The organism is Sphingomonas metalli (assembly GCF_014641735.1).
GTDB classification, from domain to species: Bacteria; Pseudomonadota; Alphaproteobacteria; order Sphingomonadales; family Sphingomonadaceae; genus Sphingomonas; species Sphingomonas metalli.
This window is the reverse complement of the sequence record NZ_BMIH01000002.1, coordinates 271,142-288,171: the sequence shown is the minus strand read 5'-3', so window position 1 is coordinate 288,171 and position 17,030 is coordinate 271,142. Positions and strand designations below refer to the sequence as shown.

Below are 17,030 nucleotides of genomic sequence, written 5' to 3'. Positions count from 1 at the left end.
CGCCGTCAGCGCCGCGGGGGCAGCCACAGCAGCGCATCGCCCGAGGGCAGCCGGCGCGGACGATAGCCGTGGCGGAGCGCCCAGCCTTCCAGCACGCCGTCCAGCCCGTGCGGGTGGCGCAGGAAGGGACGGGGTTCGGTGCCGGTCAGCAGCGCTGCGGGCGGCGCGGCGGCGAGTGCGCGATCCGTATCGGCGATAACCATTACCGCCCAGCGCGGCGGGATGCGCGCGGCGAGCGGCGGCATGATCCGGAAGAGAAAGGGACCCGCGACGAAGCGCGGGTCGAAGCGCGTGCCCGCCCCGGCGATCCGTTCCGGCGCTAGCGTCACCACCGCGGCGTCGCCGACCGCGCGCAGCACCGCATGGGCGTCGCGGATCAGGGCGAGGACCGGGCTGCCGCGGCGGACCGCATCGCGCGCCGCCATCGCGGTCGGGGCGAGGCCGATCAGCGCGAAGCCGGCCAGCGCGACCGGAAGCGCCCGCCCTCGCAGGCGGGCGCGATCGGACAGCAACATTCCGGCACGCAGGAACAGCGGCGGCAACAGCGGCACGAGATACTGGCGATAGGTCGGATCGGGCAGATAGGCTGCCAGCAGCGCGCCGAGCAGGGCCGCATCGAGCAGCAGGGGTATCGCGCCGCGCCCGCCGCGCCCGCGCAGGCGCGCCGCCGCGACGACGATCAGCAGCAGCAGCGCCGGACCGAGCGCGGCGAAGGCCGCCAGCCGCCCGATCTTGGCGAGGGGAGACAGCATGCCCGTCTCGCCGACCAGCAGCCGCCATTGCTGCGGCGCGATCACGCTATAGTCGATGATGCCGAACCACGCCTCTGCCGGCGCGATCGCTACGAGCGCTATGGTGGGCGCGAGGCCGGCCAGCCCGCCCGCGGCGAAGGCCAGGATCATGCGGAGCGACAGGAGCCGCAGCATCAGTAGCGCCACGCCCAGCGTCGCGGCGGGCAGGGCGTAGCTGATCTTGGCCGAGGCCGCGGCGGCGAGCAGCAGCCCCGCCAGCGCCGCCGTGCCGGGCCGGCCGGCGCGGTCGCCGGCGAGGCGGAGCGTCGTCGCCAGCCCGCCGGCGAAGAGCAGCATCGGCAGCGCATCGTTGCGCGCGACGCTGCCGGCGAACAGAAAGGCATTGCAGGTCAGCATCAGCAGCATCGCCGCCGCGGTCGGGCCGCGTGCCACGCCGTGCCGCCTCAGGCTGTTGCCCAGCACCACCAGCGTCCCCACGGCGCAGAGCAGGTTGGCGAGCCGCAGCCCGACGACGAGCCAGCCCGGCGGCAGCGCCGAGAAGGGCGCGAAGAGCAGCGGATGGAGCGGCGTCTGCAGAAAGGCGAAGTCGCGATAGGGAAGGCCGTGGCGCATCGCCGCGACGGCGGCGACATATTGGCTCTCGTCATGATCGATCGGCGCGACCAGCATCACCCCGACCAGCAGGACGAGCGCGAGCATCGTCGCGACCAGCGCGCGGACCGACCGCGCACCGCCCGCCCCCGTTCTCCAAGGCGCTGTCGCACCACGCGCGACGCCGACCGACCATTCCATTGCCGCTCCTCAACCGACCGGCGGCGCCCTGCCAGCCCGGCGTCCGCTGCGGGAGGGGGCCGGCGACCGAATCCGACGATCCGCCGCGCAGCCGCGGCGAAGCCCCGCCGGTAGCGCACCGCCGCTGCGGCGCAAGCCGCTTGCGCGTCGGCGGCGGCACTGCCAGAAGCCCGCGCGTCGATCACCGGTCGCCGCACCGGCTACGGCGCGCGAGGAGCGAAACGATGCTGCCCCCACCCCCTGAATGGGCCCACCATGACGCCGTCTGGATCGGCTTTCCGAGCCATCCCGAACTGTGGCTGGAGGATCTGGAGCCTGCCCGCGACGAGGTTGCCGCCTTCGCCCGTGCCGTCCATGCCGGGGGCCGGGGCGAAACGGTCGTGCTGGTCTGCGCGGACAGCGAGGCGGCCGACGCGGCGCGCGAGCGGGCGCCGTTCGCGACGATCGAGGTCCAGCCCTTTGGCGACATCTGGCTGCGCGACACCGGCCCGATCATCGTCGGCGACGGATCGGCCCGGCTGTTCCGCTTCAACGGCTGGGGCGGCAAGTATGATCTGCCGGGCGACGACAGCGTCGGCGCGCGACTGGCGGAGGCGCGGGGCGTCGCCGCTCGGGCCTGCGGCTGGGTGCTCGAGGGCGGTGCGATCGATGGCGACGGCACCGGCACGGCGGTGACGACGCGCCAGTGCCTGCTCAACCGCAACCGCAATCCCGAGCTGGGACAGGCGGAGATCGAGGCGCGGCTGGCCGGCGACCTGGGCCTGACGCGCATCGTGTGGCTCGGCGACGGCCTGCTCAACGACCATACCGACGGCCATGTCGACAACCTGGCCCGCTTCGTCGCGCCGGGCCGCGTCGCGATACCGGAGGCGGCGGAGAATGATCCGAACTGGCAGGTCTATGCGCAGGCCCGCCGCGACCTGACCGCGGTGGGGCTGGAGGTGGTGACCATCCCGTCGCCCGGGCGGGTGCTCAACGAGGACGAGGACATCGTGCCGGCGAGCTATATGAACTTCTACATCGGCAATGCCGCCGTGGTCGTGCCGCTCTTTGGCAGCGACAATGATCAGGCCGCGGTCGCGGCGATCCAGGCGCTGTTCCCCGGGCGCGAGGCCGTGGGCCTGCGCGCCGACGCGATCCTGACCGGCGGCGGCAGCTTCCACTGCATCTCGCAGCAGATCCCCGCCTGAATTGAGAGACGACCATGACCGCCATCACCGTCGCCGCGCTCCAGCTCGGCTTCTCGAACGATATCGATGCGAACATCGCGAACGTCTCGCGGCTGGTGCGTGAGGCGGCGGCGAAGGGTGCGCAGGTCATCCTGCCGCCCGAGCTGTTCGAGGGCGAGTATTTCTGCCGGGTCGAGGACGAGGGACTGTTCGCCAATGCCGCGCCGGTCGGCGAGCACAAGGCGGTGCTGGCGATGCAGGCGCTGGCCGAGGCGCTGAAGGTGACGATCCCGACCAGCTTCTTCGAGGCGGACGGGCCGCATTACTATAACAGCCTGGCGATGATCGGCCCCGATGGCGAGGTGCAGGGCGTCTATCGCAAGAGCCACATCCCCGATGGCCCCGGCTACGAGGAGAAATTCTATTTCCGGCCGGGCAATACCGGCTTCAAAGTATGGCCGGCGCCGGAGGGGGCGCCGGGCTGGACGCTGGGCGTGGGGGTCTGCTGGGACCAATGGTATCCCGAGACGGCGCGCGCGATGATGCTGATGGGCGCGGAGCTGCTCTTCTATCCCACGGCGATCGGCAGCGAGCCGCACGACACCAGCCTCGACACCGCGCGGCTGTGGCGGCGCGCGATGGTCGGCCATGCGGTGTCGAACGTGGTGCCGGTGGTGGCGGCCAACCGGATCGGTACCGAGCATGGCCAGAGCTTCTACGGCACCAGCTTCATCTGCGACGAGCGCGGCGACATCCTGGCCGAGCTGGGCCGCGAGGAAGAGGGGGTGATCACCGCGACGCTGGATCTCGCCCGCATCCGCCGGCACCGCGCGGCCTTCGGCTTCTTCCGCGACCGGCGGCCGGAGCTGTACGGTCGGCTGACCGCAGACATCTAGACCGCAATCGAGCCATCATACCAGACGTCTTCCCAGCGACTGCCGGGATCTTCCGGTCGTAGCGGGCAGCAGGAGTCGCGGGAGGCCCCAGCCTGCGCTGGGGCTGCGACGCCATGTGACTGGATCACGCGGCCAGCTGTCGGTTCCGTGCCGGGCGGAGCGGAAGCATCCCCGACCGGCACGGATCGCGGTCAGCCGATCTGCTGGCCCTGGGCGCCGCTGTCGGTGCGCGCCGGACCGAGCACCGGCTCCTCGCCCAGCGGGCGATTGGGGAAGACGGTGAACTCGCCGCGGCCGTCGATCGTCGAGCCGCTCGTCCAGCGACCCTCGGGCACCGTCCCGTCCGCCGCGGTGGCGTAGAAATTGTAGTTGTTCTCCTGATCCTCCTGCTCCTGCGGGAAGGAATTGGGGATCGGCAGGTTGGCGGAGGGGCCGCCCAGCTCTTCCAGCACCGCCAGCCACTGCTGCTGGTGCATCGTGTCGCGCGCGATCATGTAATGGAGCATGTCCTTCATGCCGGGATCGTGCGCGGCGTTGTACAGGCGCACCGCGAGCACGCGCCCGGTGCTCTCCGCGGCGACGTTGGAGTACATGTCGGCGGCGATGTTGCCGCTGGCGTAGATGTGGCTCATGTTGAACGGCACGCCGTCCGAATCCATCGGCATCGCCGCAAGGCCGCTCGACAGCAGGTTCTTGTGGATCAGCCCCTCGATCATGTGCCGCGGCCGCTCGCCGCCCATCACCGCACCGACGATCGAGTCCGCCGCCCCGGTCTCCTGGAGCGAGGCGGGCGCCTTGTCGAGGTTGAGCGCCACCGCGGTGGCCAGCATCTCGATATGGCCGATCTCCTCGGTCGCCGTGTGGAGCAGCATGTCGCGATATTTGGTGTTCGGCGCGCGATTGCCCCAGGCCTGGAAGAAATACTGCATGCAGACCCGGATCTCGCCTTCGACCCCGCCGATCGCCTGTTGCAGCATCCGCGCAAAAGCGGGATCGGGCTTCTCGACGACCACCGGATACTGAAGGCGCTTATCGTGGTAATACATGCTGGTCCTCCGCCAAAGCTGATGCCGTGCTGGCCCGATGAACCGACGACGGCGGCGGAAGTCGTTCGCACCCCGATACAAATTCCGTATATTTTGCAGTAACTTAAATCAGATAGGGCGGGTTTGGCACAGGTTTACGCCGTCGCACTGGGCAGCAATCGCCGGACGATCCACGGCGCTCCGCGCGCGACGCTGCGTGCCGCCTGCGCGCGGCTCGGCGGCCTGATCGCGATGTCGCCGGTGCTCGACACCGCACCGCTCGGCCCCTCCAGCCGCCGTTTCGCCAACGCGGCTCTGCTGGTCGAGAGCGACGAGCCGCCGCCCGCCTTTCTGGCGCGGTTGAAGGCGATCGAGCGCGCCCTCGGGCGTCGCCCGGGACGGCGATGGGGCGCGCGGCCGATCGACCTCGACATCATCCTCTGGTCCGGCGGCGTGTGGCGCGACCCGATCCTCACCATCCCGCATGCGCGATTCCGCGAGCGTGACTTCGTGCTCAGGCCGCTGGCCGCGATCGCGCCCGGCTGGCGCGACCCGGAGACGGGCAGGACGATACGCCAATTGCTTGCCCGCGTCCGCCGCCGCCGCTAGGGGAGCGTTCCGCACGATGGCCGGGGTCCGTAGCTCAGTCGGTAGAGCAAGCGACTTTTAATCGAGAGGTCCCGGGTTCGAGCCCCGGCGGACCCACCATCGTTCCGCCGAACCGCTTGACCCCTTCGGGGCTAGCCGGGACAAGGCGCGATGCCGATCCGAACCCATACCCGCCAAATGCCCCGCGAACTCGCCGGGTTGGCCACGCTGGCACTGGCGGCGCTGGTGGTACTGGCGCTCGGCCTGCTGGTCGACCGCGTACCGTTCGGCTTCGACAGCGCGATCATTGCGGGGCTGCGCGCCTGGGGCGGCCCGGCCTGGCTGCGCGGGGCGGCGATCGACGTGACGGCGCTGGGTGGCGGCACGGTGCTGACGCTGGTCGTGCTGCTCGTCGCTGGCTTCCTCCTGACGCAGCGGCTGTGGCTAACCGCGCTGCTGCTGGTGCTGGCGAGCTGGACCGGCGGGCGGGTGGTCGCGCTGGTCAAGGATCAGGTGGCGCGCGCCCGGCCCGAACTGGTCGATCATCTGGTGCCGGTGTCGAGCGCCAGCTTCCCCAGCGGCCATGCGGCGAGCAGCGCGATCGTCTATCTGACGCTCGCCGCGCTGGCGGCGCAGGTGGTGCGGGGACGGGCGATCCGCCGCTATCTCTTCGCCGCCGCGGTGCTGCTGACCGGGATGATCGGGACGAGCCGTGTGTATCTGGGCGTCCACTGGCCGTCCGACGTGCTGGCCGGCTGGTGCTTCGGGACGCTCTGGGCGCTCGGCTGGTGGTGGATCGCGGCCTTCACCCGCCGCGCGATCGGCGGCGAGCGCGGCTAGGGCAAGGCGCAGTCGAAGGGCCTGAGACTCACCTGTGCTTCGACGTCGCTCGGCACGAACGGGTCGGGGTCGCGCCGATCGGCCCTAATCCTCCGCGTCCCGCTCGGCGAGGCGGCGTTCCCAGGCCAGCGCGTCGCGGACGATCAGGTCGAGATCGTCGCGCTCCGGTCGCCAGTCGAGTGTCGCGAGGATCGCGCGATTGTCGGCGACCAGCTCGGCGGGATCGCCGGCGCGGCGGCCCTCCAGCCGGCGCTCGATCGTCATGTTGGTGACGCGGTCGACCGCATCGAGGACCTCCGCCACCGAGAAGCCGCGGCCATAGCCGGCGTTGAGCGTGTGGTTGAGCGAGGGATCGGCGCGCAGCAGGTCGAGCGCGGCAACATGCGCCTTCGCCAGATCATGGACGTGGATATAGTCGCGCACGCCGGTGCCGTCGCGGGTCGGGAAGTCGGTGCCGAAGATCGAGACGTGCGAACGCCGGCCCGTCGCCGCCTCGACCGCGACCTTGATGAGGTGGGTCGCGCCCGCGGTCGACTGGCCCGAGCGGCCCTGCGGATCGGCGCCGGCGACGTTGAAATAGCGCAGCACCGCATAGTTGATCGGATGCGCCGCCGCGACGTCGCGCAGCATCGCCTCCGTCATCAGCTTCGACATGCCATAGGGATTGATCGGCACGGTGGGGTCACCTTCCGCGACCGGCACCCTTTCGGGCGTGCCGTAGGTGGCGGCGGTGGAGGAGAAGATGAAGTGCCTTACCCCCTCGCACACCGCGCTTTCGAGTAGCGCGCGGGAGGCGACGGTGTTGTTGCGATAGTATTTGAGCGGGTCGGACACCGACTCCGGCACCACCACCGAACCGGCGAAGTGCAGGATCGCATCGACATGATGGCCGCGGATCGCGGCGCGGACGCGGCCCTCGTCGGCGACGTCGCACTGGACCAGAGTGGCGCGTGGATCGACCGCCCAGGCGAAGCCGGTGACGAGGTTGTCGATAACCACCACCTCGTGCCCCGCATCCAGCAGGGCCAGCACCGCATGGCTGCCGATATAGCCCGCGCCGCCCGTCACCATCACCGCCATCGATCGGTCTCCCTTTGCGGGCGCCCTAGCGGCTTCCTACATCGGCTGCAAAGGAGACCCTGGAATGACCGAATATGTGACCCTGGCCGGCGGCTGCTTCTGGTGCACCGAGGCCGTCTTCAAGGACGTGATCGGGGTGGAGAGCGTCGAGAGCGGCTATATCGGCGGCCATGTCGAAAACCCGACCTACAAGCAGGTCTGCGGCGGCGACACCGGCCATGCCGAGGCGATCCGGGTCGGCTTCGATCCCGAGAAGATCGACATCGCCGACATCCTCGACATCTTCTTCGCGACGCATGATCCGACCCAGCTGAACCGGCAGGGCAACGACGTGGGCACCCAGTATCGCTCCGCCATCTTCCCGGCGACGGTGATGCAGGAAGAGCAGGCGAACCAGGCGATCGCCCGCGCGCAGCAGGGACTGGACAGGCCGATCGTCACCACGATCGAGCAGGCGGACAATTGGTATCCGGCGGAGGATTACCATCAGGACTATTGGGAGACGTCGGGCCGCTCCAATCCCTATTGCATGGCGGTGATCCCGCCCAAGCTGCAGAAGCTGCGCAAGAGCTTCGCGGCGCGGTCGAAGGCGGTGACGGCTTAGGGCCGACGAGATCCTCCCCGCTCCGCGGGGAGGGGGGCCGCCGGCCGCCAGGCCGGTGGTGGAGGGGCGCCGCCGCGAGCGAGCCGTGCGCGGCAAACCCCCTCCACCACGCCTTTGGCGCGGTCCCCCTCCCCACGCTGTGGGGAGGATCTTTGACGGCGCGGCCGCTCCACATCCGGTCGGCCTAGGCTTCTCGAAGGGCCTTGCCTCGACAGGCCCGGCACAAACGGCATGGGAGGCGCGCGGAGGCCTATGATCGCGCCGCCGCCCGGCGCAGGCGGTCATTGATGGCGGCGCCTATGCCGTCGTCGGGAACGGGGGCCACCGCGAGCGCAGCGGCGTTTGAGGCGTCCGCCCTGTGCAGCGCGTCGAACAGCCTCGCCGCCGCTTCCACAAGATCGCCGCTCGCCGACAGCGTATCGTGGCCGGCAACGTCGCCGAAGCCGATCAGCCATTCGTCCGCCCGGCGCTCCGTCGCGTTCAGGCGCAGCGGCTTGACCGGGGCATAGTGAACCGCGAGCTGTCCCGGTGCGACGATCCGGCTGCCGTCGCGCGCTTCCTCTACCGCCCCCAGCACCGCGGCGATCGCATCCGCCGGGATCGGGCCGGGGCGCAGCACCTGCCGCCCGTGCACGATCGTCGACTCCACCCCTGCGGTGCAGGCGCCGTCGTCGATCACCAGACCGGCCGCCGCGCCCAGGCTGGCGACGACATGCGCGGCGCGGGTCGGGCTGAGATGATTGCTGCGATTGGCCGAGGGCGCGGCCAGCGGACGGCCGGTCGCCGCCAGCAGCGCGCGGATCGCGCGATGGGCCGGCACCCGCAGGGCGATCGTCTCCAGTCCCGCTGTCACCAGCGACGCGATCGGTGCGCCGGGCCGCAGCGGCAGCACCAACGTCAGCGGGCCGGGCCAGAACGCCTCCGCCAGCGCCCGGGCATCACCGTCGAACACGGCCAGCGCCTCAGCGGCGGCGAGGTCGGGCACGTGCACGATCAACGGGTTGAAGCTCGGCCGCCCCTTGGCCGCGTAGATGCGCGCCACTGCCGCGGCGTCACCTGCGTCGGCGGCGAGGCCATAGACCGTCTCGGTCGGGATCGCGACGATACCGCCACTACGAATTACCTGCGCCGCCTCTTCGATGGCGGCCGTGCCGTAACGTCGAACGAGGGGGTTTGCGGCGATCGTCATCCTGTGCCTATACCAGCCAAAACCGTGGAGAGAATGGTGCCTTTCACGCCCCCCGTCGCCGAGCAGCGCTTCGTCCTCGACCACGTCGCCGGTCTGGCGGAGCTCGCCGCCACCGATCGCTTCGCCGCCGCCTCCGACGATGTCGTCGATGCGGTGCTGGAGGGGGCGGGGCAGTTCGCCGCGGGCGAGTGGGAGCCGCTGGCCGAACGCGGCGACAGCGAGGGACCGCGCTGGACGCCCGAAGGCGTCACGATGCCGGCCGGCTATCCGGAGGCCTATCGCGCCTATGTCGAGGGCGGCTGGGGCACGATCGGCGCGCCCGAAGCCTGGGGCGGGCAGGGGCTGCCCTTCGCGCTCCAGACCGCGGTGCTGGAGACGCTGGGCGGCGCGAACACGGGTTTCGCACTGTGCCCGACGCTGACCGTGGGCGCGATCGAGGCGCTGGCGCATCATGGCAGCCAGGCGCAGCAGTCGCTCTACCTGCCGAAGCTCGCGACCGGCGAGTGGACCGGCACGATGAACCTGACCGAGCCGCAGGCGGGCAGCGATGTCGGCGCGCTGCGCACCACCGCCACCCCGCGCGGCGACGGCACGTGGAGCATCCGCGGCACCAAGATCTTCATTTCGTTCGGCGACCACGACATGGCGGGAAACATCGTCCATCTCGTGCTCGCGCGTACGCCCGACGCGCCGCCGGGGACGCGGGGGATCAGCCTGTTCCTGGTGCCCAAGTTCCGCCTCGACGCGGACGGAAATCCGGCCGAGCCCAACGACATCCGGGTCGTGTCGATCGAGCACAAGATGGGGCTGCATGCGTCGCCCACCTGCGTGCTCTCCTTCGGCGATCATGACGATTGCATCGGCGAGCTGATCGGCCCCGAGCATGGCGGGATGCGCGCGATGTTCACCATGATGAACAATGCGCGCCTCAATGTCGGACTGCAGGGCGTGCAGGTCGCGGAGGCCGCGACGCAGAAGGCGATCGGCTACGCGCTCGACCGGGTGCAGGGCGCGCGCGGCGGGGCGGCGGTGCCGATCGCCGAGCATCCCGACGTCCGCCGCATGCTGATGCGGATGAAGGCGCAGACCCAGGCCGCGCGCGCGCTGGTCTATTATGCCGCCGGCCAGGTCGACCGCGCGGCGCTGGGCGATGCGGCGGCGCGCGACCGGCTGGAGCTCATGACCCCGCTGGCCAAGGCGCACGGCACCGATCTGGGCTGCGAGGTCGCCAGCATCGGTGTGCAGGTGCATGGCGGCATGGGCTATATCGAGGAGACGGGCGCGGCGCGCTTCTATCGCGACGCCCGGATCACCCCGATCTACGAGGGCACGAACGGCATCCAGGCGGCCGATCTGGTCGGCCGCAAGCTGGCGCTGGGCGGCGGATCGGCCTTTGCCGCGCTGGTCGCCGACATGCGGGGCGAGGCGGAGGCGCCCGCCCTCGTCCAGCTGATCGACCTGTGCGAGGCGACGGGCCGGCACCTCGCCGCCGCGGCCCCCGACGACCGGCTGGCCGGCAGCTATCCGTTCCTGACCATGGTGTCGGTCGCCGCGGCGGGCTGGCTGCTGGAGCGGCAGGCGCGGGCCGCCGGCGACGACGCCTTCGGCAGGGGCAAGCGGGCGGTCGCGCGCTTCTATCTCGACCAGATCGTGCCCGAGGCGCACGGCCTTCACGCCGCGGCGACCGCGTCGGCCGATATCCTCTATGCGCTGGAGGCGGAGGCGCTGGCGGCCTAGGGGCGCGCCTTTTCCGTCGCTACCGCCGGCCCGTGCCGCTAGACGCGTCGGCATGTTCGACCTCGACGCCTATCTCACCCGTATCGACATGCCTGCCCGTCCGACCCGCGATGCGGCGGGGCTGGCCCGCCTGCAACGCGCGCATCGGCTGGCAATCCCGTTCGAAAATCTCGACGTCATCCTCGGTCGCGGCATCGCAATCGACAGCGAGGCGGTGTTCGCCAAGCTCGTCACCACCCGGCGCGGCGGCTATTGCTTCGAGCAGAACCGGCTGTTCGGCGATGCGCTGTCCGCGCTCGGCTTCGCGCACCAGCCGCTGCTCGCGCGCGTGTGGCTCGGCGTCGATCCGGCGGAAGACGCGGTGCCGCCGCTGACCCACACCTTCAGCCTGGTCGAGGCCGATGGCCGCGCCTGGATCGCCGATCCGGGATTCGGCGGCGCCTATTCGCCGATCCTGCCGCTGGAGGAGGGCGCGGAAGCGGAGGCGCCCGATGGCGCGCGCTTCCGTCTGATCCGCGATGCGGCGCATGGCTGGGTGCTGGAGCGGCACGGCCCCGCGGCCTCCACCGACGGACGCGGCTCGCATGACGGATGGCAGGCGCAGTACAGCTTCAGCGGCGAGCCCGCGGTGGCGGCCGACCTGGCGATGGGCAATCTCTGGGCCTCCACCGCGCCGGGAACGCGCTTCACCACCTTGCGGATCGCCAGCATCGTGCTGCCGCATGGCTTCGCGTCCTTGACCGACGCGCACTATCGGCGGGTGGCGGCGGGGACGGAGAATGCCGGCGCGATCACCGATCCGCGGGTGTACCGGATGCGGCTGAGCCTGATGTTCGGGATCGATCTCAGCGTCGAGGAGGTGGCGGCGCTGGGCGTGTTTTAGGGTGGGCGCCCTATGCCGGAGCTGACCCCGACCGTTCGCCCTGAGCGTCGTCGAAGGGCCTGAGACCCACCGTGCTTCGACTTCGCTCAGCACGAACGGTCAGGAGAAGGCACCCGCTTGGCGCGATACGATCCGATGCCCCCGAACAGCCGCGGCCTTTACGAAAAAAGGCGGCCCCGCGAGGGACCGCCTTTTTCGGTGTCTCCGCCGGTGCGGAGGACCCGATCAGCGCGAGTAGAACTCGACGACCAGGTTCGGCTCCATCTTCACCGGATAGGGCACCTCGTCGAGCGTCGGAACGCGCACGAAGGTGATCTTGGCGTTGCCGTCGGGCGCGACATAGTCGGGGATCTCACGCTCGGCGAGGTTCTGCGCCTCGAGCACCAATGCCATTTCCTTGGCCTTGCTGCCCAGCGTGATCTCGTCGCCGACGAAGCAGCGGCGCGATGCGACGTTGCACTTCACGCCATTGACGCGGATGTGGCCGTGGCTGACCAGCTGACGGGCGGCGAAGATCGTCGGCGCGAACTTGGCGCGATAGACGATCATGTCGAGGCGCTGCTCGAGCAGGCCGATCAGGTTCTGGCTGGTGTCGCCCTTCATCCGGGCGGCCTCCTGATAGCACTGCTTGAACTGCTTCTCGGTGACGTCGCCGTAATAGCCCTTGAGCTTCTGCTTGGCGCGAAGCTGGATGCCGAAGTCCGACACCTTGCCCTTGCGGCGCTGGCCGTGCTGGCCGGGGCCGTATTCGCGCTTGTTGACCGGCGACTTCGGACGACCCCAGATGTTCTCGCCCATCCGGCGATCGAGTTTGTACTTGGCGCTTGCACGCTTCGACATGCGTAATCCTTGGCAATATGCGAACGACGATTCCGCCGGCCCGAAGGCTGGCGGGACAGATCCCGGTATCGCGCTGCTGATCCGTTTTCAGGAGGGCAGGGCCGCCGCTTCACCGGGGTGCGGGGCCGATTGCGAAGGGGCGCGCCTAGCCAAAGCCGGCCGCCGCGTCAAGCTCGGTCTGTCGGACGCCGGTCAGCCGCCTCCGGGCGTGACCCGTGCGGCATTGTTGCGCATGGTGTCGATCTCGCGCCGCGCACTGACCTCTTCCTCGTCCCACTCATGGGCCGTCTTGCAGATGCGCTTGCCGCCGAGCCGCGAGCCGGTGGAGGCGAACATCTTGCAGATCTTCTTGTCGTTCGGGCTCTTGGCGGCCGGCACCGGCGCCGCCTGCATGGCCAGGGCTGCGAGCAAAATGAAGGACATAGATCGGTTTCCCCCCGCGATCATTCTCGATCCCGACCCTAGTCGCGCGAACGGAGCCTGTCGATCCGGTTGCGACCCGGCGATGAGCCGTTATGGCAACGCGCATGTCGACCGCCGCGCCTGCTCCGGATCCCGCCGCCTGCACGACCATGGCCGAGGTGCGCGCGGGCGTCGACGCGCTCGACCGCGAGCTGGTGGCGTTGCTGGCGCGGCGCTTCCGCTTCATGGCGGCCGCCGCGCGGATCAAGCCGGATCGGGGCGCGGTGCGGGACGAGGCGCGCAAGGCGACGGTGATCGCGCAGGCGCGCCGCGCCGCCGAAGAGGCGGGCGCGCCGGCCGACATCATCGCCGCGCTGTGGGAGCAGCTGGTCGAAGCCTCGATCGCCTATGAGCTGGCGACCTTCGACCGAACGCGGGGCTAGCCCCGCCGTGCCTTCGCGCCGTCCAGCGCCGACAGGACACCGCGCAGGGTGCGCACCTCCTGGGTCGACCAGCCGGGCTTGGTGAGCAGCGTCCGCAGCGTCCGCCGGGTGGCGGGGGTGCGGTCGGGCGGGAAGAAGAAGTTCGCCTGCTCCAGCATCGCGTCGAGCTGGGCGATCATCCCGTCCAGCTCGCCCTGCGGGGCGGGGGGCGGCAGCTCGGTCTCGGGCGGCTGGGCCAGCGCGTCGCCCGCGACATGCTTCGACCATTCATAGGCGACCAGGATCACCGCCTGGGCGAGGTTGAGGCTGCCGAACTCCGGATTGATCGGCACGGTGACGATGGTGCGGGCGAGCGCCACGTCGTCGGTCTCCAGCCCGGACCGCTCGGGCCCGAACAGGATCGCGCTGCGACCCGGGCCGCTGTGAACGGCGCGCGCAGCCTCTTCGGGCGTCACGACGGGCTTGGTCACACCGCGCTTGCGGACGGTGGTGGCGTAGACATGCGCGCAGTCGGCCACGGCGTCGGCGACGCTGTCGAAGACCCGGGCGCGTTCGAGCACGATGTCCGCCCCCGAGGCCGCGGGGCCGGCGGCCGGGTTGGGCCAGCCGTCGCGCGGAGCGACGAGGCGCATCTCGGTCAGCCCGAAGTTCAGCATGGCGCGCGCGGCCTTGCCGATATTCTCGCCGAGCTGCGGGCGGACGAGGATGATGGCGGGGGGTGGGGTGGGGGTCATCTTGGTCCTTCGAGACGGGCCTTCGCCTTCGCTCAGTCCCTCCTCAGGACGAACGGGGCATTGTAGATCGGGACGTTCGTCCTGAGGAGCCGCTGAGCCCGGCGAAGCGGCGTCTCGAAGGACAGCCCGGCTGGCGAGGGTTCTCACCGCTGCCCAGTCGCCGGCGATCAGCGCTTCCTTCTTCGCGCGCGACCAGCCCTTGAGCTGACGTTCGGCTTCCAATGCTTCGAGTCGTGACGGGAATGCTTGCGCCCAGACCAACGATACGGGCCGTCGTCGCTGAGTGTAGCCAGCGATCTCTCCGGCATTATGCTGCGCGATACGGCGGTCCAGCGCGTCGGTGTGGCCAATATAGTAGCTGCCGTCGGAGCAGCGCAGCATATAGGTGTGGAACATCGGGCTCGGGCTGTCCTTCGATACGCGTCTTCGCCTGCGCTCAGCCGCTACTCAGGACGAACGGAGGGGTGGGATCGGGCTGGGGGCGAGGCAGGTGCCGGAACCGTTGCCCCTCACCCCTTGCCGACCTCCTCCACCTGCCCCGCAAACGCCTCGAAGTCCCGCGCCTCGCTGAAGTCGCGATAGACCGAGGCGAAGCGGATATAGGCGACCGAGTCGAGGCCCTTCAGTCCCTCCATCACCAGCTCGCCGATGCGGGCGCTGGTCACCTCGCTTTCGCCGGTGGTCTCCAGCCGGCGCTGGATGCCGCTGACCAGCTTCTCGATGCGGGCCGGCTCGACCGGGCGCTTGCGCGCGGCGATCGAGACGGAGCGCATCAGCTTTTCGCGGTCGAACGGCTCGCGCCGGTTCTCGCTCTTCAGCACGGTCAATTCACGCAGCTGGATCCGCTCGAACGTGGTGAAGCGCGCGGCGCAGCCCTCGCACTGGCGCCGACGGCGGATGGCCGCCCCGTCATCGGTGGGGCGGCTGTCCTTTACCTGGCTGTCGTCATGGCCGCAGAACGGGCAGCGCATTCAGCAGCTCAGTCGTGCCGCTTGGCATAGGCGAGCGCGGCCCCGGCGATCGCGCCGAATACCGGGCCGACAAAGGGCACGGGGATGGCGATCACCGCGCCGATCGCGCCATATTTGGCCATCTTCTTGCCGAGACCGGGCGTCGCCTTGATCTCGTCCTGCACTTCGCGGGCTTTCTGGTCGATCGACATGGCTTATCCTTGATAGATGGGGAAGCGCGCGCACAGGGCCCGCACCCGGTTCCGAACGTCTGCCTCGACCTCCGGGTTTCCGGCCTCGCCCTTCTCGCGCAGGCCGTCGAGCACATCGGCGACCATATTGCCGATCTCGCGGAACTCGGCGACGCCGAAGCCGCGGGTGGTGCCGGCGGGCGAGCCGACGCGGATGCCGCTGGTCTTGACCGGCGGCAGCGGATCGTTGGGGATGCCGTTCTTGTTGCAGGTGATGCCGGCGCGCTCCAGCGCCTCGTCCGCATCCTTGCCGGTGATGCCGAGCGGGCGAAGGTCGATCAGCGCCAGATGCGTGTCGGTGCCCCCGGCGATCACGTCCGCCCCGCGCTCCTTCAGGGTCGCGGCGAGGACCTTGGCATTCTCCACCACCGCGGCGATGTAGCTCTTGTACTCGGGACGGAGCGCCTCGCCGAAGGCGACGGCCTTGGCCGCGACGACGTGCATCAGCGGGCCACCCTGCAGCCCCGGGAAGACCGCCGAGTTGATTTTCTTGGCGATCGCCTCGTCATCGGTCAGGATCATGCCGCCGCGCGGGCCGCGCAGCGTCTTGTGCGTCGTGGTGGTGACGACATGCGCATGGCCGAAGGGGGTGGGGTGCAGTCCCGCGGCGACGATGCCGGCGAAATGCGCCATGTCGACCATGAAGTAGGCGCCGACCTTGTCGGCGATCGCGCGGAAACGCTGGAAGTCGATCACGCGCGGATAGGCGCTGCCGCCGGCGATGATTAGCTTGGGCTGATGCTCGACCGCCAGCGCCTCGACCGCGTCATAGTCGATCAGATGCGTGTCGGGGTCGACGCCATATTGGACGGCGTTGAACCACTTGCCGCTCATCGCCGCGCGCGCGCCATGGGTCAGGTGGCCGCCGGCGTCGAGGCTCATCCCCAGGATCGTGTCGCCCGGCCTGACTAGCGCCAGCATCACCGCGCCGTTCGCCTGCGCGCCCGAATGCGGCTGGACGTTGGCGAAGCCGCAGCCGAACAGCTGCTTGGCGCGCTCGATCGCGAGCGTCTCCACCACGTCGGACGGGTGGCAGCCCTGATAATAGCGCTTGCCCGGATAGCCTTCCGCATATTTGTTGGTGAAGACCGAGCCCTGTGCCTCGAGCACCGCCTGCGACACGATGTTCTCCGACGCGATCAGCTCGATCTGCGTCTGTTCGCGTTCCAGTTCCTGCGCGATGCCGGCGAAGACGGCGGCATCGGCCTCGGCCAGGCCGCGGGTGTAGAATCCGTCGGGCTGGACCTCGGAGAGATCGTGCGGCTGGGTGCTCATAGGGCGAACTCCTTGGCGAGCTTGGCGACTCGGGGCTGGTGACGGCCGCCGTCGAAGCCGGTCGTCAGAAAGGCGGTAATGCAGGCCTTGGCCATGTCCTCGCCGATGAGGCGAGCGCCGAAGGCGATGGCGTTGGCATCGTTGTGCTGGCGGGCGAGCGCCGCGGACAGTGGCTCCGACACGAGCGCGCAGCGGCAGGCCGGGTGGCGGTTGGCGGCGATCGAGATGCCGATGCCGGAGCCGCACACCGCGACGCCGCGCTCCGCCCGGCCGTCCGCCAGTGCCTCGGCGAGCGCGAAGCCGTAGTCGGGATAGTCGACCCGCGCATCGCCATGGGTGCCGAGGTCCAGCACCGCGTGCCCGTCCTCGCGCAGCCACACCACGAGCGCGTCTTTCAGCGACACGGCGGCATGATCGGAGGCGATGGCGATGCGCATGGGCGCGTCCTCGAGGCGGATGGCTGACGGATTTGCCCGCGCCCTTACGCCGCCCGCTGGCGGATTGCCACACCCGATCGCAACCCGGCTTGAGCCCCGCGCGCCGATCCACTAGAGCGCCCGCCGCACCCGACAGGGTTAAC

The 17,030-nt window shown here is 70.1% G+C and carries 19 protein-coding genes and 1 tRNA gene; 9 read left to right on the top strand and 11 right to left on the bottom strand.

All coding sequences use genetic code 11. The features are described from left to right. Positions 1-5 precede the first annotated feature (5 nt). The gene (locus IEX18_RS07585; RefSeq protein WP_188658131.1) at positions 6-1,544 is read right to left on the bottom strand and encodes a glycosyltransferase 87 family protein; all 1,539 of its coding nucleotides are present in this window, start codon (positions 1,542-1,544) and stop codon (positions 6-8) included. A gap of 224 nt (positions 1,545-1,768) precedes the next feature. On the opposite strand from IEX18_RS07585, the gene IEX18_RS07580 reads away from it, so the two are divergent. Both IEX18_RS07580 and aguB read left to right on the top strand, forming a co-directional pair. Next, positions 1,769-2,734, top strand: coding sequence for an agmatine deiminase family protein (locus IEX18_RS07580; RefSeq protein ID WP_188658130.1), 966 nt, complete (start codon positions 1,769-1,771; stop codon positions 2,732-2,734). A gap of 14 nt (positions 2,735-2,748) precedes the next feature. Beyond that, positions 2,749-3,609, top strand: a complete 861-nt coding sequence (aguB, locus tag IEX18_RS07575; RefSeq protein WP_188658129.1) for an N-carbamoylputrescine amidase — start codon at positions 2,749-2,751, stop codon at positions 3,607-3,609. Positions 3,610-3,800: 191 nt separating this feature from the next. Here the strand turns inward: aguB and IEX18_RS07570 are convergent, their stop codons facing one another. After that, positions 3,801-4,655 carry a manganese catalase family protein gene (locus IEX18_RS07570; protein WP_188658128.1) on the bottom strand — a complete coding sequence of 285 codons (855 nt, stop codon included), beginning with the start codon at positions 4,653-4,655 and terminating at the stop codon, positions 3,801-3,803. A 123-nt stretch (positions 4,656-4,778) separates the two neighbouring features. On the opposite strand from IEX18_RS07570, the gene folK reads away from it, so the two are divergent. The 3 genes from folK to IEX18_RS07555 all read left to right on the top strand — a co-directional run bounded on the left by folK (position 4,779) and on the right by IEX18_RS07555 (position 6,062). Beyond that, positions 4,779-5,243: a 2-amino-4-hydroxy-6-hydroxymethyldihydropteridine diphosphokinase gene (folK, locus tag IEX18_RS07565; RefSeq protein WP_188658127.1), complete on the top strand. Its 465-nt coding sequence runs from the start codon at positions 4,779-4,781 to the stop codon at positions 5,241-5,243. A gap of 23 nt (positions 5,244-5,266) precedes the next feature. Beyond that, a tRNA-Lys gene (locus tag IEX18_RS07560) sits at positions 5,267-5,342 on the top strand. A gap of 78 nt (positions 5,343-5,420) precedes the next feature. After that, a complete protein-coding gene (locus IEX18_RS07555; RefSeq protein ID WP_188658126.1) occupies positions 5,421-6,062 on the top strand; it encodes a phosphatase PAP2 family protein in 642 nt (213 codons plus the stop codon). An 84-nt stretch (positions 6,063-6,146) separates the two neighbouring features. Here IEX18_RS07555 and galE read toward each other — a convergent pair whose 3' ends face one another. Further along, positions 6,147-7,142 carry a UDP-glucose 4-epimerase GalE gene (galE, locus tag IEX18_RS07550; protein ID WP_188658125.1) on the bottom strand — a complete coding sequence of 332 codons (996 nt, stop codon included), beginning with the start codon at positions 7,140-7,142 and terminating at the stop codon, positions 6,147-6,149. A gap of 64 nt (positions 7,143-7,206) precedes the next feature. Here galE and msrA point away from each other — a divergent pair, with 64 nt between their 5' ends. Continuing rightward, positions 7,207-7,746, top strand: a complete 540-nt coding sequence (gene msrA / locus IEX18_RS07545) for a peptide-methionine (S)-S-oxide reductase MsrA (protein WP_188658124.1) — start codon at positions 7,207-7,209, stop codon at positions 7,744-7,746. Between the two features lie 250 nt (positions 7,747-7,996). Here msrA and IEX18_RS07540 read toward each other — a convergent pair whose 3' ends face one another. After that, the gene (locus tag IEX18_RS07540) at positions 7,997-8,935 is read right to left on the bottom strand and encodes an L-threonylcarbamoyladenylate synthase (protein WP_188658123.1); all 939 of its coding nucleotides are present in this window, start codon (positions 8,933-8,935) and stop codon (positions 7,997-7,999) included. A gap of 33 nt (positions 8,936-8,968) precedes the next feature. On the opposite strand from IEX18_RS07540, the gene IEX18_RS07535 reads away from it, so the two are divergent. Beyond that, positions 8,969-10,672: an acyl-CoA dehydrogenase family protein gene (locus tag IEX18_RS07535; protein ID WP_188658122.1), complete on the top strand. Its 1,704-nt coding sequence runs from the start codon at positions 8,969-8,971 to the stop codon at positions 10,670-10,672. 52 nt (positions 10,673-10,724) lie between these two features. Next, entirely contained in the window at positions 10,725-11,555 is an 831-nt protein-coding gene (locus IEX18_RS07530) for an arylamine N-acetyltransferase family protein (RefSeq protein WP_188658121.1), read from the top strand. Positions 11,556-11,780: 225 nt separating this feature from the next. Here IEX18_RS07530 and rpsD read toward each other — a convergent pair whose 3' ends face one another. Together rpsD and IEX18_RS07520 are read right to left on the bottom strand one after the other, a co-directional pair. Next, positions 11,781-12,395 carry a 30S ribosomal protein S4 gene (gene rpsD / locus IEX18_RS07525; protein WP_188658120.1) on the bottom strand — a complete coding sequence of 205 codons (615 nt, stop codon included), beginning with the start codon at positions 12,393-12,395 and terminating at the stop codon, positions 11,781-11,783. A gap of 192 nt (positions 12,396-12,587) precedes the next feature. Further along, positions 12,588-12,818, bottom strand: coding sequence for a hypothetical protein (locus tag IEX18_RS07520; RefSeq protein WP_188658119.1), 231 nt, complete (start codon positions 12,816-12,818; stop codon positions 12,588-12,590). A 104-nt stretch (positions 12,819-12,922) separates the two neighbouring features. Between IEX18_RS07520 and IEX18_RS07515 the strand changes: the two genes are divergently transcribed. After that, positions 12,923-13,240, top strand: coding sequence for a chorismate mutase (locus IEX18_RS07515; protein WP_188658118.1), 318 nt, complete (start codon positions 12,923-12,925; stop codon positions 13,238-13,240). On the opposite strand, the gene IEX18_RS07510 is transcribed toward IEX18_RS07515, so the two are convergent. From IEX18_RS07510 to rpiB, 5 genes are all read right to left on the bottom strand, one after another. Then, positions 13,237-14,370 (bottom strand): TrmH family RNA methyltransferase, encoded by a 1,134-nt coding sequence (locus IEX18_RS07510; RefSeq protein WP_188658117.1) that lies wholly within the window; start codon positions 14,368-14,370, stop codon positions 13,237-13,239. The genes IEX18_RS07515 and IEX18_RS07510 overlap by 4 nt on opposite strands. A gap of 113 nt (positions 14,371-14,483) precedes the next feature. Continuing rightward, positions 14,484-14,945, bottom strand: a complete 462-nt coding sequence (gene nrdR, locus IEX18_RS07505) for a transcriptional regulator NrdR (protein WP_188658116.1) — start codon at positions 14,943-14,945, stop codon at positions 14,484-14,486. 8 nt (positions 14,946-14,953) lie between these two features. Further along, positions 14,954-15,136 carry a hypothetical protein gene (locus tag IEX18_RS07500; protein WP_188658115.1) on the bottom strand — a complete coding sequence of 61 codons (183 nt, stop codon included), beginning with the start codon at positions 15,134-15,136 and terminating at the stop codon, positions 14,954-14,956. Positions 15,137-15,139: 3 nt separating this feature from the next. Then, positions 15,140-16,450, bottom strand: coding sequence for a serine hydroxymethyltransferase (gene glyA, locus IEX18_RS07495; protein ID WP_188658114.1), 1,311 nt, complete (start codon positions 16,448-16,450; stop codon positions 15,140-15,142). Beyond that, on the bottom strand, positions 16,447-16,887 hold the full coding sequence (gene rpiB, locus IEX18_RS07490) for a ribose 5-phosphate isomerase B (RefSeq protein WP_188658113.1): 441 nt from the start codon (positions 16,885-16,887) through the stop codon (positions 16,447-16,449). Before rpiB ends, glyA begins: the two co-directional genes overlap by 4 nt. Positions 16,888-17,030: the final 143 nt, after the last annotated feature.

Excerpts from the sequence above, each read along its gene's own strand:
- IEX18_RS07510 (WP_188658117.1), bottom strand. The coding sequence starts at position 14,370 with ATGTTCCACACCTATATGCTGCGCTGCTCCGACGGCAGCTACTATATT.
- IEX18_RS07515 (WP_188658118.1), top strand. The coding sequence starts at position 12,923 with ATGTCGACCGCCGCGCCTGCTCCGGATCCCGCCGCCTGCACGACCATG.
- msrA (WP_188658124.1), top strand. The coding sequence starts at position 7,207 with ATGACCGAATATGTGACCCTGGCCGGCGGCTGCTTCTGGTGCACCGAG.
- IEX18_RS07540 (WP_188658123.1), bottom strand. The coding sequence starts at position 8,935 with ATGACGATCGCCGCAAACCCCCTCGTTCGACGTTACGGCACGGCCGCC.
- glyA (WP_188658114.1), bottom strand. The coding sequence starts at position 16,450 with ATGAGCACCCAGCCGCACGATCTCTCCGAGGTCCAGCCCGACGGATTC.
- IEX18_RS07535 (WP_188658122.1), top strand. The coding sequence starts at position 8,969 with ATGGTGCCTTTCACGCCCCCCGTCGCCGAGCAGCGCTTCGTCCTCGAC.
- IEX18_RS07520 (WP_188658119.1), bottom strand. The coding sequence starts at position 12,818 with ATGTCCTTCATTTTGCTCGCAGCCCTGGCCATGCAGGCGGCGCCGGTG.
- IEX18_RS07570 (WP_188658128.1), bottom strand. The coding sequence starts at position 4,655 with ATGTATTACCACGATAAGCGCCTTCAGTATCCGGTGGTCGTCGAGAAG.
- IEX18_RS07580 (WP_188658130.1), top strand. The coding sequence starts at position 1,769 with ATGCTGCCCCCACCCCCTGAATGGGCCCACCATGACGCCGTCTGGATC.
- rpsD (WP_188658120.1), bottom strand. The coding sequence starts at position 12,395 with ATGTCGAAGCGTGCAAGCGCCAAGTACAAACTCGATCGCCGGATGGGC.
- aguB (WP_188658129.1), top strand. The coding sequence starts at position 2,749 with ATGACCGCCATCACCGTCGCCGCGCTCCAGCTCGGCTTCTCGAACGAT.
- IEX18_RS07555 (WP_188658126.1), top strand. The coding sequence starts at position 5,421 with ATGCCCCGCGAACTCGCCGGGTTGGCCACGCTGGCACTGGCGGCGCTG.
- nrdR (WP_188658116.1), bottom strand. The coding sequence starts at position 14,945 with ATGCGCTGCCCGTTCTGCGGCCATGACGACAGCCAGGTAAAGGACAGC.
- IEX18_RS07530 (WP_188658121.1), top strand. The coding sequence starts at position 10,725 with ATGTTCGACCTCGACGCCTATCTCACCCGTATCGACATGCCTGCCCGT.
- IEX18_RS07500 (WP_188658115.1), bottom strand. The coding sequence starts at position 15,136 with ATGTCGATCGACCAGAAAGCCCGCGAAGTGCAGGACGAGATCAAGGCG.
- rpiB (WP_188658113.1), bottom strand. The coding sequence starts at position 16,887 with ATGCGCATCGCCATCGCCTCCGATCATGCCGCCGTGTCGCTGAAAGAC.
- galE (WP_188658125.1), bottom strand. The coding sequence starts at position 7,142 with ATGGCGGTGATGGTGACGGGCGGCGCGGGCTATATCGGCAGCCATGCG.
- IEX18_RS07585 (WP_188658131.1), bottom strand. The coding sequence starts at position 1,544 with ATGGAATGGTCGGTCGGCGTCGCGCGTGGTGCGACAGCGCCTTGGAGA.